Below are 15,910 nucleotides of genomic sequence, written 5' to 3'. Positions count from 1 at the left end.
CTGAAATGATTGTGATTCATGCCGTGTTCAAACGGACTGGAGGCATCGACCGTGAATACGCGGGAACTCATGCGAAGAAGTTCTTGACTGAAAAGTGTCTGAAAGTCTTCTGGGTTAGTTGCTTTGAGAATCTAACCGAAAATCAGGCTCGCGTACTAGAAATCCAGCGTGAATTGAGGAGACTCTTTATCAGAAGCTTCTCCGACGGGTTGGAGGTTGCCGGCCTTGACTCCCAATAGTCTGATGGATTTAACAAGCTCGACTCTTTTCAGGCACTCAGTTGCCGCGCGCCGCAACGCTTTCGCGTCGGCAATAGGCTCAGAAAGCGTGACGTCACGCGTTACTGTCTTGAAGTCATTGAAGCGCAGCTTGATGCCGATCTTCCTGGCCAGATAGCCCTTGCGCTGGAGATCGAGCGCAACCTGTTCGCAGAGGCGGGTAAAAGCGGCGCCCAGTTCCTGCCGGTGACGTACCGCGTGCAGGTCCCGCTCGAATGTGGTTTCGCGGCTCATCGAGACGGGCTCGCTATATGTCACCACAGGCCTGTCATCGAGCCCGTGAGAGACTCTGCGAAGCCACGCCCCGTAGCTTCGTCCAAAGTGCTCCACGAGCCAGCTCTCGTCGCGCGAGGCGATCTCACCGATGGTCGTTATTCCCAAAGACGCGAGCCTGGCGGCCGCCTTGGGGCCGACGCCGTTGATCTTGCTTGCGGCCATTGGCCAAATCTTCGATCGCACGTCCTCGAGCTTCAGGATCGTGATGCCGTCTGGCTTTTGCATATCGGAGCACAGCTTCGCCAGCAGCTTGTTCGGCGCGATGCCGACAGAGCACGTGAGATTGGTTGCTTCGAAGACTGCAGCCTTCAATTTGCGCGCGATTGCTTCGGAATCGCCGTCCGTGTGTGAAACGTCTGCGTAAACTTCGTCGATGCCAACGTCTTCTATGTTCGAACTGATTGACCGAACAGCATCTTTGAATAACCGCGAGTACGACCGGTAGAGATCGAAGTTCACGGGAAGGAGAATCGCATCTGGCGCTAAGCGGGCGGCCTTCATTGCGGGCATTCCCGAATGAACGCCGAGTGCGCGCGCTTCGTAGGTCGCGGTGGTCAGCACGCCTCTGCCGACATAGTCACGTAGCCGGGAGAACTCACGTGTGCCGTCCGGGTTTGTCCGCGGCGCATCCGAGCGGCGCCCGGCAACCACCATGGCCTCGCCACGTAGTTCGGGATACTGCGACAGTTCACAGGACGCAAAGAATGCGTCCATGTCGATGTGGGCTATGCGCCGATCATCTGGCATGCCGTGGTGCTCAAAAATGGCTTTTCATGGATCCGCACGACAGCGACACGTTGCGTCTTGCGGATATTCAACGGAACTGTGTATTTATACAGTATTTTTGAGAGGATCCTGGGTCTGATCTCGAAGATATTTGGGACGAGGTCTGGCGGAACATCCGAAATAAGGACCGGATTAAGCCGCGGCAGCGGGGGGCGATCAACTGTCGGGAAGACTGGTCACTCAACGGGCACCCTATACCAAGGTCTAGCTCCTGGCGTCTCGTGAGCGATGCGTTTAACCCATCAGATAGTTTTCGGGTGACGTGAATCGACCTAAGCTCGTTGCAACAAGTGCCGCCAGAACTTACTGGCTGCGAAGCAGCCGATTGCAGCCTGCAACAGGACAGTCCATGAGCAAACTTACGCCATCTGTTGGACCGCTCGACCACTCGCAAGGCGCGATCGATGCGCCCGTCACACTAGTCGAATACGGCGATTTCGAATGCCCCTATTGCGGAGCGATGCACGCTGTCATCACGGCGGTCCAGCGCGTGATGGGAGAAAAATTGCGATTTGTCTTCCGGCACTTTCCGTTGACTGAATTGCACGCCCATGCCCTCCATGCAGCGGAGTTTTCGGAAGCCGCTGCCGCCGCTGGCAAGTTTTGGGATGCTCACAATATCTTGTACGAGAATCAGCGGTCTCTGGAGGATCAAAGCATCGCGCGATACGCCGCCGAACTGAGTCTTCCTGCAGACAGTTTGACTGCTGCGTTCGGTGGCCGTTACGACGAGCGTATCCAGAGCGACTTCGCGAGTGGGATACGGAGTGGGGTGCACGGGACCCCCACACTGTTTATCAATGGCCATCTCTACGGTGGAGAGCACGACGCCCAAAGCTTGCTCGAAGCTTTGCGGGAAGCGGCGAAACGCTAGCCATCGCGGCGATGTCAGCTTTCACGTTCTGGATGAGAGCGATTTCAGTCAGCCGACGCCATCGTTTTGAACTGCGCAGCGCGAGGCCGTCCCATCAACACGGGTTGAAATATCACTGCGCCAATAAGCGTAGACACAAGCGACAGTGCGAGCAAAGCCCCGAGGCTCGACGTTCCGGGATGATGTGAAAACCACAAGCTACCGAACGCTGCGCCGGTTGTCGCCGCGCTGAATACAACTGCGTAAGTCAGACTGGATTCCAGCAGCCGTGTCGCGCCATTTCGCCAGGCGATCACATAGTAGATCTTGAACGCAACGCCGACGCCAAGCATGAGCGGCAGCGCAATGATGTTCGCGAAGTTCAGTTCCAGTCCGAGCGCTACGGAGAATTCGAGTGTCAACAGCGCGGAAACGAGCAAGGGCACAACGGTTCGAAGGATGTCGCCGACCCTGCGCAGCGCAAACCATAAGATGACGACGATCGCTACCAGTGCGTACGCACTAGCCTGAAGGAATGCCTTGATGACAAGATTGGCCGAGTACAAAATCGAAATCGGCCCTCCGATCGCATTCGGCTCCGCCGCGCTCACGGCGTTGGCGAAGCCTCTCAACAACGCGTCATCGTTTGGGTCGATACCGCTTGGCACATTGGGGGAAATCTCCACGATGGCCTGGCCGTCGGCGGCAACCCAGTCTCTCGTTATCCCTGTGGGCAAATTGGCGCGGGTGATCTCAGCAGGATCGAGAAGCGCCGCCAACTGCGCGAGCGCGATCTTCAACGGTGCCGTCATGGCATGGTCGGCACGATCGCGTGTCGCGCTCGGGGCGTTTGCGAGGCGGGTCAGCGCTTGTGAAAGTCGCGTCGCTTCTGTGGCGCCAGGCCCGGGATGATCCTCCGCCGCAAGCGACAACTGGTTCGCCGCCCGGCGCAAAGCGTCGACGCGAACGGCGTCGCTAGCCGGCGGCGCGGTGGGCTGTGTCAGCACAGGCTCCAATACGCGGGCCGCGCTTGCAATCACGGCGAGTTTCTCTGGCTGGTCTGCCGGGATGAACGTGGTTAGCGTGACCGTTCGGCCCACTTGTGGCAGCTTTGACAGGCGAGCGGCGATCGCATCGGCTTCGGTCAAGGAATTCGCCATGACGCGCACATTGTTGATGCCTATTTCGGGCGAGTCTTTCAGTGCGAGCAGTGTTGCCATCGATTCCGTATGCGGATCCTTGAGATGCAATGGATTGAAATCGAAGCGCAGGTGCAGCAACAACGGTGATGCGCCGAGAATGGCAACTGCTGCCAGCGCCAACATGGCTTTGCGATGCCTGTCGAGGAAGTCGTCGGCTTCGGCAAGGTGCCTGAAGCCGGGCGATGCTTTTTCCCTTCCTGGCTGTAACACGCCGATGAGCGCGGGCAAGAGCGTCACACTAGTGAGACAGGCGACGATCATTCCCACCCCCGCGATCTTGCCCAGTTCCGACACACCGCGATACGCAGTCGGAATGAACGAAAAGAAGCTCACGGCAACCGCAAGGGCGGCGAGGCGCAAGCGCTCGCCTAGCGTATTTGCCGTATTCACCAATGCGGCGGGAATACGACCGTCCTTGTAGTGCTCTTCCCGAAACCTCACTGTGAACTGCACACCGAAGTCGACGCCCAGGCCGACGAATAGCACCATGAACGCGACAGAGATCATGTTGAAAGCGCCCACCATCACCAGACCCAAAGCTGCAGTGATAAGCAACCCCACCACGAGGCAGATGGACACGGCAAGCACCAGTTTGGCGGACCGAAGCGCAAACCAGAGAATGCCGAGTACGACAAGCAGTGTCACGGCGCCGTTGAATGCTGCACCGTCCTGAACCGATGCGAATTCGTCATCGGCGAGCGGCTGTTCGCCGGTAAGGCGCACGCGTGCGCCATATCTCGCATCGAGATGCAGCGAGGCCGCCGTGTCGCGTATCAATGCGGATGCGTTGCCGCCTGCCCTCAGCGAAGCGTAATTCAGCACGGGCTGCACGAGTACGAACGCGTGCGCGGGTGACTTCGCATGGGGATCGATCAACGAACGCCATGAGAAAGCGGCGGGCTGGTTCGCTAGCACGCGGTCTACGACATTCGCGCTTTGATCGAGAAGGGGACTCATCTGACTGAGCTTGATCTGCCCGATTTGCAGCGGCAAAAGCAGGGTCGTCGTCAGCAAGTTGGCGAGACCGGTCAGACTGGGGTCATGGGCGAGCGCGTTGAGCAATGGGCGCGCTTGTGTCAACTGCGACGTTGTTGACTGTACGTCGCGCAAAGGGAGAAAAAGCAACCCGTTGTGTTCGAAGAATGGGCCGGCACCTGGCTGTGTCACCGCAACGAACCGGTCCGTGTCCTTCCGTAATGCACTGGCAAGCTCGCTGGCGGCGGTATCGGCGAATTCCGGCGCATTCGATTCGACCACGACGAGAATGGAGCCCCCTCGTTGCGGGAACGCGCGATCCAACGACTTGGACAAGGCGTCCCACCGCTTGTCGACAGTCAACAGCCGGTCCGTAGCGGTGTTGATCTCGAAGTGATGGAAGACGTAATAACCGCTCAGCAGCACAAGGACGAGCGATAACGCGATCACGCTGATCCGGTGACGGATGGACCACGAAACGAGACGGACAACCGACGACATGATGGCGAAGGTTTAAGCGCGATCGGTATGCCAGTGTAGCGTAGTTATCCGCAGCGTGCCGGTCGGTAGTCGAGGCGGTGCTGACACGTCGATGTCGCAATCGGACGATTTTCGTACACGCACGAGTCGCGGTACGGTGCAGCCGAATTGAATTACCGTTGGCTGGCGTAATCGTTTCGAGTACGAGAAGCCAGGAGGACAGAATGAAGCGCAAGGCATCGGCGGTCTGGGAAGGAGGCCTGAGAGACGGTAATGGCTCGATATCCACGGATAGCGGCGTACTCAAGGACACACAGTATTCGTTCTCGACCCGCTTTGAAAATGGTATCGGCACCAATCCTGAAGAGTTGATCGCGGCTGCACACGCGGGGTGCTTTTCGATGGCGCTATCGGCTGAACTCGGTAAAGCCAACGTGAAGCCCGAACGAATCTCCACGACGGCGACGGTCACGCTCGACATGATTAATGGCGGCTTCGCGGTGACCGCTTCGCACCTCGACGTGGTGGTGAAAATCCCCGGCGGTGACAAGGCCGTGTTCGACAAGGCCGCCGCAGATGCGAAGGCCGGTTGTCCGGTGTCGAAGGTTTTGAACGCGACCATCACGATGGACGCGAAGCTCGAGACTTGATGATTTCGCGGCTCACCGCTTGAAATGGACTACTGCAGGATGCGATCCCCGCTTCCCTGACTGATGAGGTAACAGGCCATGCCGAAGAAATACGCGGGTCGATGTGCGTGCGGAGCCGTCAAGTTCGAGTTCAGTGCCGATCCTACGTTTATTGCCGATTGCTATTGCCTGGATTGCCAGAAGGCAAGTGGCGGGGTCATGGCGACTTTCTTCGGCATTCCTGCAGACGATTTCACGCTGCTCAGTGGACAGCCGCGCTCGTTCTCTTACATAGCGGACTCCGGTAAGAGGATAGATCGCAATTTCTGTCCGGAGTGTGGATCTCGGCTCTTTTCGAACAATTCAGGCGCGTTTCCAGGTACGGTGTTCGTCATGATCGGCAGCCTGGACAATCCCGATGGTATTCATCCGGTGCTGGAGATGTACACGAAGCGCCGGTACAAATGGCTCAATCATCTGGATGTTCCGCAATTCCCGAACATGCCGACGTGAGTGCGCCCCATTGCGCGCAGCAGATCGAGCGGAAGACCTTGTCATTAGAATTTCCGGGAAGCTACGTGAACACTGGCAAGCAATTCCCGCGATTCCTTTAAGTCAACGATTTCGCACCTTTCGGTGAATCTGTCGTAAACCGGCGAAAGCACGGACTCCACCTGCGCGGTTTTTCCTTGCCTGAGTTTGAGGCGGGCGAGGCTCTTCGCCGCGCGTAGTTCGAGGAACAGCGCGCCTTGCTGCTGCGCGATTTCGATCGCGTGGACGTAAAGCGCTTCGGATACACCGTGCGGATCGAGTTCGTCGTGCGTCGCGAGTATTTCGCCCTTGATCCTTACCAACTCCGATATGCACCACAGTTCCTCGTGCGCCTCTGACCACGCCAACGCATCCTCGATCGCCGCTAGCGCGCGTGCGTGATCGCCAAAACGCAACAGGCCCCGGGCATACATCCCCGCAAACATCGGATAGCGCATTCCGATATGCTCGCGCTCGAGTTGCGCCAACGCTTCGAAGAGGATCGGGAGTCCGGCAGCATTCCCTTTCTCGACCAGAAACGCACCATGAAGACCACGTGCCATCGCCTCGAAGAGCGCCAGTCCGTGCTTCGCAACGGTGTCTTGCAAAGCAATCAGCGCGTCTTCGGCCGAGGCGAGATCTCCTGCGGAAAGCGCGAGCGGAACGAAGGCAAACACGAGCACATACCCAATCGTCAAGGTATGGCCGCTTTCTTGTGCATCGACGAGCGCCCGGCGCGCCTCGGTCAGCGCTCGCTCCGGGCATCCCAGCGTCCACAGTACGCTTGCCATCAACGAGCGGGTTCCCTCGCGTCCACTCACATGGTTGGCGGAGAGTTGAGAGCGATGATGGGGTGAGTCGTACCACTCGAGCACGCGCTCGAGCAAGCGCCGAGCCTCGGCTTGTTTGCCCATGTGATGCCACGCAAACGCTGTGAGGCGGCTGCCTTCCGACATCGCGGTCTCATTCTGTGTTCCGTTCGCAATCGAGCGGAACTTCTGCAGCAGTTCGTCGGCGGCACGGTGCCTGCCGGAATAGACCAGGCCACAGCAGGCTGCAAACAACGAACGTAATTGGTATTCCTCATCGTCAAGCTGTTCCGCAATCGCCAGGGCAGCAGTGCATGCAGCGTCGACTTGCGAAACCATTCCGCGTGTATAGAGCGCAGAGGCGGCAAGCGCCGTGTAGAGCTTCATCCGCTGTCTGTCGAGTTCGGGCGACCGGGCATCCGCCCGATGAAGTGCGTGCTCGATTCGGCTGCGGCATTCGTCCAGCGAGGAAAGCCGGATCCACGCAGGGATAGCGGCAACGGTGAGCGCAATGCCAAGCGATGTGTCTCCCTGAGCGGAGAACGCCCAGTTCAGCGCGGCTCTAACGTCGTCGATCGTGGGCAGGTGATTGCCCAGCCATCGTGTATCGGGCGGCCGGTTCCAGTAGTCTGTGACACGCGCGTACAAGTCATGAAAATGCTCAGCGTGGCGACGGGAGACCATGTTCAGCTCATTCGCATCTGCAAGCTTGCGTCTCGCGTATTCGCGGGTCGTGTCGAGAAGACGATATCGCAAGGCATCGTCGGCGACGTTGGCCGAGAGCATCGACTTCGTCACGAGGCTTGCCACCGCATCGACCACACTGGCGTAAGGCAGGTTTTCGTCGCCTGCAACAGCAGCCGCCGACCCCAGCGAAAAGACGCCTGGAAATATGCCCAACCGGCGCAGCACGACGCGTTCGACTTCGGGCAACAACTGATGACTCCAGTCGAGTGTGGCGAGCAAGGTTCTCTGCCGCTCCGGCGCCGTGCGTCGCCCCTGCGCGAGCGCAGTAAAACGGTCGTCGAGCAAGCTGAGCAGCTCACGGATGCAGAAGGCATCCAAACGCGTTGCCGCAAGCTCGATTGCCAGCGCAATGCCGTCGAGTCGCCGGCAGATTTGCGCGATCACGGGCGCATTTTCATCGGACGGCACAAAGTCGCTGCGCGCGGCAATGGCGCGCTCGATAAAAAGCTCGACGGCGGGGTATTGACGCGCGGAGTCGATCGTCATAGGTGCCGAGTCGGGAGGGCTTTCGAGCGCTTCGAGCCGGTACACATATTCGCCAACGGCGTGCAGCGGCTCACGGCTGGTCGCGAGAACATGGATTTGCGGGCCCGCCGCGATCATATGCTCGGCGATGATCGCCGCCGCCTCGACGATCTGTTCGCAGCTGTCGAGCACGATGAGCTGGGGACGATTCCGAAGCCGGAGGTAATTGGACAGTGCATGCAGTATGTCGTCCGAGTGAACGACAAGACCAATCGTGCTGGCGACGGCATGAGGCACGAAGCGCGCATCCGATAGCCGCGAAAGGTTGACGAACCAGACGTCATGTTCGCCCAGCGCGACCATTTCGCGGGCAACGGCCAGCGCGACCGTCGTTTTGCCTATTCCGCCGGGGCCTGCCAACGTCAGTAGCCGCACGCGCGAGAGCCGCGTCAGGAGATCGTGGATCGTCTTCGCGCGTCCGATTGGTCGAACGAGAGCGGCGGGAATGTTGTGCGAAACCGGGGGACGCGCTTGCGGCGGTGTTACGGCGCCCGACATCGTTTCGCGCTCGACGGGTGCAACGAATTGATAGCCGCGGCCGACCACCGTCGCGATAAAGCGCTGGCCCTGGGGCTCGTCTCCCAACACTTTGCGTAAGGCCGCGATATTCACCTTGAGATTGCCTTCCTCCACGACATGCTTCGGCCACGCGCGCGCGATGAGCTCTTTCTTGGTGATGAGTTCTCCCCGGCGTTCGACGAGCGCGGTCAGCAAGTCGAGCGCTCGACCGCCAATCAGCACGCGCGCGTCACCATCGTGCAGTGTGTTCTGCGACGGAATCAGGCGGAACGAGCCGAACCGGTAAGCCACTCCGGATTCGGTGCCTGGGTGTGCCTCATCGCTCAGCGTTCGGCTGATCGGCGATCCATGCATGATTGAGCCCCGAAGTGGCATCGGAATCGCCACCGGAAACCGCTCGCGCAGATGCCCGTGTTTGCAATTCCTCGATCAACTCCCTTTGCGAGCGTCATTCTATCGACCGGCGAAGGCCGTGTTCGCAAGTTTCGATTTTTCATACGTTTCGAACAGCCCCGCCGCGCGGTTCCGTGGCCCTCGCGTTGCAGGAATGGGCGGTTGGCGCAGCCGCATTGCAGGATATTTCCTCGCAGACTATAAATCAGTCGAGGAGGAGGCCCAATATGCGGCGCATCCTGATGATCGTTTCCAGCGCACGCGAGCTTCCGCTAGACGGCGGCGACTCGTTGCCTACGGGCTACTGGGCCGATGAAGTCTATACACCGCTAAGGCGTTTTCGCGCTGCCGGTGTGGACGTGCGAATCCACACGGTGGACGGGCGGCCCGGAATTGCAGACCCCTTTAGCCTGGAGCCCCGCTTTCACTATCCTGACACGGACAGGGACTTTCTCGCAGCAATCGTAAGATCGTTCGCCGACGATCCGGAAGGGATTCGCTTTACGCTGCATCACTTTACGGAACTCGACTTGATTGCATCGCGGCGCGTCTATGAGGCGTTGACGTTTGCGAATATCGAACACGGGTTGGCACGCGCCAACGTAGAAGCGGCGGCAAAGGAAAGCTGGAAACACGATATCGGCTTTCTCGAAGCGCTCGCCTCGCGGCCGAAAATCAGCGCGATCGTACCGCCTGCGCGGGCGCAAGTTCTGGCCGATTCGGTGAAGCACGATAGCGAACGTCTCGCGCAAACCTGCGCGCATTCGCTGGCAAACGATCGCGCGCTGAACGCCCCGTACGATCTCGGCAGCTTGTCGGACGAGGAGATTCTTTCGTTCGACGCGGTATTCATTCCTGGCGGACACGGCGCGATCGTCGATCTGCCGGACAACCGCGATGTCGAACGCGTGCTGCGCCTCGCACATTCCAGGCGGCGCCTGATCGCGCTGCTCTGCCATGGACCCGCCGCTTTGCTTTCGGTTGGCAACGGACCCGATGGCGGGTGGCTTTTCGACGGATATCGGGTGGCGGCATTCAGCAATGAGGAAGAAGACCAGGCGATTGTCGGACTGCAACGGCCTCCGTGGTTTCTTGAAAGCGAGTTGAAGAATCGGGGCGTCGTTTATGACGAAGCGCCCCCGTGGGTATCTCATGTGGTCGTTGACCGCCATTTGCTGACGGCGCAGAACCAGATGTCCGATGAAGCCTGTGCGGAAGCAGTGTTGCGCAAACTCGGTGTCCTGCAAGGGAGTGCGGCATGAACATCGCCCTCGAAGTCGCCCATGCATTCATTGGCAGTCTTGCCCGACATGATGTCGACGGTGCGCTCATATCCTGCTCTCCGCATTGCTCCATTCACATCGTTCCACTTGAGCTGGAAGGCCCCATTCACGCTGAAGGGCGCAGATTCTTCGAGAACTGGTTTTCCGCATTTCCGGACTTGACGTTGAGCACGCGGCGCATGTTCGCAACGCATGAAGATGTCGTGGCCGTGGAGACGACATTCGATGGCACGCAGGCGGGAGAATTTCTCGGCGTGATCAATCAGGAAAAACATATCGATCTCGACGAAGCGTGGCTGCTGCATACGCGTAGCGATCGCATCGAGGCGGTCAAGCTATTCTGGTGCCAAAACCAGCTATACCGGCGACTGGCCGTACGGCGCCTGGACCGCGTAACGATCACCACGTCATTCTGAGTCATGGCGCGTTGTCGAATCAGACAAGGAGACATCGATGCTTGAAGTCCCGGAAGGCCGTGCGATCACCACCGGCGAGCGCGCTAACCGCGCGGTGCTCCGTTTTTTCGAAGCGTATCGCCGCCAGGACGTCGAAGGGATGGTCGACGCGTGTGTGGACAACGCGAATTTTCGCTATGTGCCGGCCGAGGTCATGCGCAAGCAACGTGTGGTGCGTGGCGACGGCAAGGTGCGTGGAATCGGCAAAACATGGTGGTCGTCGTTGATCGACGCCTTTCCCGACCTGACCAACGACGTGCAATGGATTGGCAACGACGACGAGGGCAACGTCGCGGTTGAGGTCACGATCTCCGGGACCCAGGCCAAAGCGTTCGGTACGCTTGCGAATAGCGGCAAGCACTACGATCTGGTGCATCTCTTTCTCTTCCACGTCAATCGCGAAGGTCTGATCGACGACATCGTCGCCTATTGGGACACCGCTGACTGGTATCGACAACTCGGACGGCTCGAATGTGACTGACTAATGCTCCCGGCAAGCAGTTTCGGGGGCAACGGCGCAGGAGATATTGATGACTTCACTCAGGCGTGAAGATTGGTACGACGTTTATCGCGATGTCGAATGGACGCTCTCGTACGTCGACCAGGATGCTGTTTTCCCCGAATGGCTGTCCGGCACCGGAAAGGTGCCGGTCGACGCCTGGAAGCAGTGGGACGAACCGTACAAGATCACCTATCCGGAGTACGTTGCGACGCAGCGTGAGAAAGAAGCTTCGGCCTATGCCGTGAAGTCGGCATTGCGGCGCTCATCGATCTTCGAGCAACTCGACGAGGGCTGGAAGTCGGTTTCGAAGATTCACTACGGCGCGGTCTCGCTGATCGAATACCTGGCCGTGCTCGCGGAATTGCGTATGGCGCGCTTTGGTTTGGCTCCTGCGTGGCGGCAGATGGCGATGTTCGGTGCGCTCGATGAAATTCGTCATGCTCAGCTCGACTTGCTGTTCGCCCACGAATTCATCAGCCGCGACCAGCAATACGACTGGGCGCTCAAGGCGTATCACACGGACGAATGGGTGGCCGTAGCGGGGCGCGCGGCATTCGACGGCATGATGGTGAATCCGAGTGCGGTGGATATCGCCATTCAATTGCCGTTCACGTTCGAAACGGCATTTACCAACGTTCAGTTCATCGGTCTGGCGGCAGATGCGCTCAGTTCCGCCGACATTAATTTTGCAAACATGATTTCGTCCGTGCAGACGGACGAGGCGCGCCACGCGCAACAGGGCCATCCGACGATAGAAATACTGATGCGGCACGATCCGAAACGGGCGCAGTGGCTGATCGACAAGACGTTCTGGATCAGCGCGCGCCTTTTCGCGGTGATCAGCGGAATTTGCATGGATTACTACACACCGCTCGAGCACCGGAAACTCTCATACAAAGAGTTCATGGAAGAGTGGGTCGTCAATCAGTATCAGCGCACCTTGCAGGAATACGGTCTGAAGCGGCCCTGGTTCTGGCAGGAATTCATCGACGGACTCGACATATGGCACCACTCGCTCCAGATGGGAATCTGGTTCTGGCGTCCCACAGTCTGGTGGAAGCCGCAGGGCGGCGTGAGTGAAGACGAGCGGGCATGGCTGCGGGAAAAGTACCCGCGCTGGGAAAAGGAATTCGGCCCTGGCTGGGACACGATCATTGCGAACATCAATAGCGGGCAGGAAGAGAAAACGCTGCCGAAAACGCTTCCCTGGCTATGCAACTGCTGTCACCTGCCTATCGGGACCGCGGGCGCGCCCAATAACGACCGGTATCCGGTGCGCAGCTATCCCCTCGAACACAATGGCTACACCTATCACTTCTGCTCGAAACCGTGCCGGCAGATCTGGTGGGAAGACAAGGACACCATTCACCAGAAGACCGTGGTCGAACGGCTTCTGGGTGGAGAAGTGCAGCCGCAAACGCTCACAGGCGTTCTCGATTACATGGGCCTCACGCCCGAGGTGATGGGGAAGGATGCAAAGAATTACGCGTGGGCGCACTCGTATCGTGATGCTAAAACCGCGGAGCAGGCTTGATATGAACGCAACCCGCACAAGCAGCGCAACCAGCGATGCGCAGCCCACCACCCTTGCGATCAACGCGCTGTTCATCGGCGACATCGTCACCCAGCTCGTTTTCGTGCGGGATACGGACACGATCGCGGAGGTCGCTGAGAAGGTCGCCGCACAGTCGGTCGGTATCCGTGTCCCGCGAAGAGAAGCGCCGATGGTCGTCTATTTCAACGGCGTCGCATTGCCGATGAGCGAGACGGTTTCGGGTGCCGGTATCGATGCGCTGCAATGCCTGACTGTACGTTACGCGGAATGAGCGGAGCGGAACATGACGCGCTCTGCAAACCTCGTGGGACCCGTGCTGCGCATGGTCGATGACGTCGATGCCGTGGTGCGCGCCATCGTGGACGACAACCCGGGTCGCGAAATCGAGCTGGTCGACCGCGGCGCGTACATACGGGTGCAGGCGGAAGGTTTTCTTCGCGTGAGCCGGGATTCGATCGAGCGGCAGGTCGGAAGGCCTTACCAGATGCGTGAACTGGAGCAGATGCTCGCTTCGTTTGCCGGGCGCATCGAGACGACGTCGGACGAGGTGACATGGCAGTACACGGTCTGATGCTAGACGTGTAACGCCAGGGCGCTGAACATAAGGACGCTGATAATGGACGACTCCGCCTCGAAGGCGAAAGCGAAACCGCTGCGCACATGGAGCGTATTCGGCGAGATTCGCCGCGTGCCGAGCGAATATGAAATCGTCACGCACGAAGTGAATTACACGCTGCGCAAGCGCCGTACGGCCGCCTTCGAGTTGAATCCAACAACGCCGGCCAACATGTGGTACTTGACGTATCGCGACAAGTCGCCGGTGCAGGTTGCGGAGTGGAACGAGTTCCGCGACCCGGACGAAATGACGTACCGCAAGTACGTCACGACCCAGGATGAACAGGAAAGCGTCATGAAGGGTGTGCTCGACCAATACGAGCGCACGGCGCATGACAGTGACATCTCGGCCCGCTGGATCGACACGCTGGCGCATGTGCTCATACCAACCCGTTATCCGGTTCACGGGCTGCAGATGACGCAAGCCTATCTGGGCACGATCGCGCCTTCGTCGTACATCACGAATTGCGCGGCGTTCGCGGCCGGCGACCTGTTGCGGCGCGGCTCGCTGATTGCGTACCGCACGCGCCAGTTGCAACTCGCCCGTCCCGACGTGCATGTGCTGGTCGAAGCGCGGCGTATTTGGGAGGCAGATCTGGGCTGGCAGCCCGCGAGGAAGGCACTGGAGACCGCGCTGATCACCTACGATTGGGCCGAGTGCCTGACCGCGGTGAATCTCGTGTTGCGCCCGGCGCTCGATGAAGTGCTGCTGGCGCAACTCGCGAACGTTGCCCGCAAGAATCGCGACGACTTGACCTGGCTGCTCCTCACGAACCTGGCCCGCGACTCGGCTCGCGCCGCGCGCTGGAGTTGCGCGCTTGCGCGTTTTGCGATCGCGCGCAATCCGGATAACGTCGGCAGTTTCGCGCGTTGGGTCAAAAAGTGGCGCGCCCGCGCCGAGGATGCCGCCGGCGGCCTCGCGACATTGCTCACCAGCGTGTCGTCGCCGGGGCAGGAAGAGTTGAAGACGCTCGAGGCGGCCCGCAATGCCATTGCGGCGTCCCTCGAGGCGGCCGGCATTACCGAAGAGGTGGAGAAAACCGTTGTTGCAGCGAAAAGCACCGCGAAACCGCAGGCCGCGCCGCAATATATGGCGCCCCTGCTCAGCGACCCGCTGATCGCACTGTTCGAGAAATACGCCGTGTCGCCTGGCGCCAATCCGTGCCGATGGACGGGACTCACTTTCTATCGCTTCGAAAGCCCGGTGGCGCCGCACTGGGACCAAACGGCCTCGCTCGCATTTTGTATCGTCGTGCAAGGACGCAAACGCGTGACGATCAACGGACGCAGATACTTTTTCGACCCCGCAAACTATTTTTTGATCAATCGGGCGACGCGCTTGCAGGCCGAGATTCTCGAAGGCTCTCCCGCGCAACCGTTTCTGTCGATGATCCTGCAGATTCCGGCGGCGGCAGTCGCCGAGGTGCTGATCGAAAGTCTGCCGGGGCTGGAAGCGCAGGCAGGCGCGGATGACGAGGAAGAAGAAGCCTACGTGTCGAAATTCGACGGCGATCTGCGTGACGCGGTCATCCGCTTTCTGAAGTCGCTCGACGACGATAGTGAACGCCGCCTGCTCGGCCCGCTATTTCTGCGTGAGATCGTGTTCCGGCTGCTGCGTCAGGATCAGGCGCCGCGCCTCGTTACCGCAGCGCTGTACGGGAAAACGTCGCGCAAGGTGTTCGCTGCGATTCGCTATATGCAGGCCGAATTCAACAAGTCGATCACCATCGACGATATCGCCCGTGCGGTCGGCGCGAGCACGTCAACACTCGCGCATTCGTTCAAGGAAATCATCGGTGTCTCGCCGTATCACTTCCTCAAGCAATTAAGGCTCGAGCGCGCACGCGTGTTGATGATTCGCGAGGGCTGGGGCGTGAGCGAAGCCGCTGCTCGCACGGGCTATGCGAGTCCATCGCATTTCGTGAAGGCTTTTACGAGCTATTTTGGCGAGGCGCCGAGCCAGTACGCGAATCAGTTTCGCGGCAAGCCGACGCTCAATGTGATGGAGACGACTGAAACGAGGACGTAATGGCGCAGGACCTGTCCTGGATCGACGTCATGGACTCGGACGACCTCTGGATCGGCGAGATGGTCGCGGTGGAGTCCGCGCTCGGGCCGCTGCTGATGATCAATATCGATGGCACGGTTTGCGCGTATGAAAACCGGTGCCCGCACATGGGTGGCCGGCTTAGCGACGGCGAATTCGCCAATGGCGTCATCGTGTGCCCGAATCACCGATGGGAGTTTTGCGCACATAGCGGCCGCGGGATCAATCCCACCGGCCAGCAATTGAACCCGCATCGGGTGCGGATCGTGGGCGGCCGCATCCTGGTCGCATCTGGCGACTCGTAAATTCTTCAGTTCAATCACCCCGACGCGGCGCATGCGTCCGCGCCCCGCGTGTAATCGGTTCCTGCCGAATCCAGCGCTGTCCTGGTACGGCTTGACCGGCATTCAACCGCCATGGCGTCGAATCCTGCGAGATTCGCGTGCATTC

General features: G+C 59.5%; 14 protein-coding genes. 11 read left to right on the top strand and 3 right to left on the bottom strand.

All coding sequences use genetic code 11. The features are described from left to right. Nucleotides 1–155: 155 nt before the first annotated feature. On the bottom strand, nt 156–1,301 hold the full coding sequence (dinB, locus tag E1N52_RS02640; protein ID WP_133179936.1) for a DNA polymerase IV: 1,146 nt from the start codon (nt 1,299–1,301) through the stop codon (nt 156–158). A 388-nt stretch (nt 1,302–1,689) separates the two neighbouring features. Between dinB and E1N52_RS02635 the strand changes: the two genes are divergently transcribed. Next, nucleotides 1,690–2,214, top strand: coding sequence for a DsbA family protein (locus E1N52_RS02635; RefSeq protein WP_133179934.1), 525 nt, complete (start codon nt 1,690–1,692; stop codon nt 2,212–2,214). 44 nt (nt 2,215–2,258) lie between these two features. On the opposite strand, the gene hpnN is transcribed toward E1N52_RS02635, so the two are convergent. Beyond that, complete coding sequence (hpnN, locus tag E1N52_RS02630; RefSeq protein ID WP_133179932.1) at nt 2,259–4,871, bottom strand: hopanoid transporter HpnN; 2,613 nt, start codon at nt 4,869–4,871, stop codon at nt 2,259–2,261. Nucleotides 4,872–5,074: 203 nt separating this feature from the next. Here hpnN and E1N52_RS02625 point away from each other — a divergent pair, with 203 nt between their 5' ends. Together E1N52_RS02625 and E1N52_RS02620 are read left to right on the top strand one after the other, a co-directional pair. After that, nucleotides 5,075–5,500 carry an OsmC family protein gene (locus E1N52_RS02625; protein ID WP_133179930.1) on the top strand — a complete coding sequence of 142 codons (426 nt, stop codon included), beginning with the start codon at nt 5,075–5,077 and terminating at the stop codon, nt 5,498–5,500. A gap of 78 nt (nt 5,501–5,578) precedes the next feature. Further along, nucleotides 5,579–5,992 carry a GFA family protein gene (locus E1N52_RS02620; RefSeq protein WP_133179928.1) on the top strand — a complete coding sequence of 138 codons (414 nt, stop codon included), beginning with the start codon at nt 5,579–5,581 and terminating at the stop codon, nt 5,990–5,992. A gap of 44 nt (nt 5,993–6,036) precedes the next feature. On the opposite strand, the gene E1N52_RS02615 is transcribed toward E1N52_RS02620, so the two are convergent. Then, nucleotides 6,037–8,901, bottom strand: a complete 2,865-nt coding sequence (locus tag E1N52_RS02615; RefSeq protein WP_165979321.1) for an ATP-binding protein — start codon at nt 8,899–8,901, stop codon at nt 6,037–6,039. Between the two features lie 77 nt (nt 8,902–8,978). On the opposite strand from E1N52_RS02615, the gene E1N52_RS02610 reads away from it, so the two are divergent. From E1N52_RS02610 to E1N52_RS02575, 8 genes are read left to right on the top strand one after another with little or no spacing between them, the layout of a single operon-like run. Continuing rightward, on the top strand, nt 8,979–10,265 hold the full coding sequence (locus tag E1N52_RS02610; protein WP_133179925.1) for a type 1 glutamine amidotransferase domain-containing protein: 1,287 nt from the start codon (nt 8,979–8,981) through the stop codon (nt 10,263–10,265). Then, nucleotides 10,262–10,702: a nuclear transport factor 2 family protein gene (locus E1N52_RS02605; RefSeq protein WP_133179923.1), complete on the top strand. Its 441-nt coding sequence runs from the start codon at nt 10,262–10,264 to the stop codon at nt 10,700–10,702. The genes E1N52_RS02610 and E1N52_RS02605 overlap by 4 nt, the downstream gene beginning before the upstream one ends. 37 nt (nt 10,703–10,739) lie before the next feature. Then, nucleotides 10,740–11,222: a nuclear transport factor 2 family protein gene (locus E1N52_RS02600; RefSeq protein ID WP_133179921.1), complete on the top strand. Its 483-nt coding sequence runs from the start codon at nt 10,740–10,742 to the stop codon at nt 11,220–11,222. A gap of 49 nt (nt 11,223–11,271) precedes the next feature. After that, nucleotides 11,272–12,777 (top strand): ferritin family protein, encoded by a 1,506-nt coding sequence (locus E1N52_RS02595; RefSeq protein WP_133179919.1) that lies wholly within the window; start codon nt 11,272–11,274, stop codon nt 12,775–12,777. 1 nt (nt 12,778) lies between these two features. Continuing rightward, nucleotides 12,779–13,069: a toluene-4-monooxygenase system B family protein gene (locus E1N52_RS02590; RefSeq protein WP_133179917.1), complete on the top strand. Its 291-nt coding sequence runs from the start codon at nt 12,779–12,781 to the stop codon at nt 13,067–13,069. Nucleotides 13,070–13,081: 12 nt separating this feature from the next. Continuing rightward, nucleotides 13,082–13,369, top strand: a complete 288-nt coding sequence (locus tag E1N52_RS02585) for an MmoB/DmpM family protein (RefSeq protein WP_133179915.1) — start codon at nt 13,082–13,084, stop codon at nt 13,367–13,369. A 45-nt stretch (nt 13,370–13,414) separates the two neighbouring features. Next, nucleotides 13,415–15,442: an AraC family transcriptional regulator N-terminal domain-containing protein gene (locus E1N52_RS02580; protein WP_133179913.1), complete on the top strand. Its 2,028-nt coding sequence runs from the start codon at nt 13,415–13,417 to the stop codon at nt 15,440–15,442. Continuing rightward, nucleotides 15,442–15,765, top strand: a complete 324-nt coding sequence (locus E1N52_RS02575) for a Rieske (2Fe-2S) protein (protein WP_133179912.1) — start codon at nt 15,442–15,444, stop codon at nt 15,763–15,765. The genes E1N52_RS02580 and E1N52_RS02575 overlap by 1 nt, the downstream gene beginning before the upstream one ends. Nucleotides 15,766–15,910: the final 145 nt, after the last annotated feature.

Origin of the sequence: Paraburkholderia guartelaensis, assembly GCF_004353905.1 — a bacterium.
In the GTDB taxonomy this organism is placed as follows: Bacteria; Pseudomonadota; Gammaproteobacteria; order Burkholderiales; family Burkholderiaceae; genus Paraburkholderia; species Paraburkholderia guartelaensis.
The sequence above is the reverse complement of the archived record's forward strand: the minus strand, read 5'-3'. Positions and strand labels throughout refer to the sequence as shown.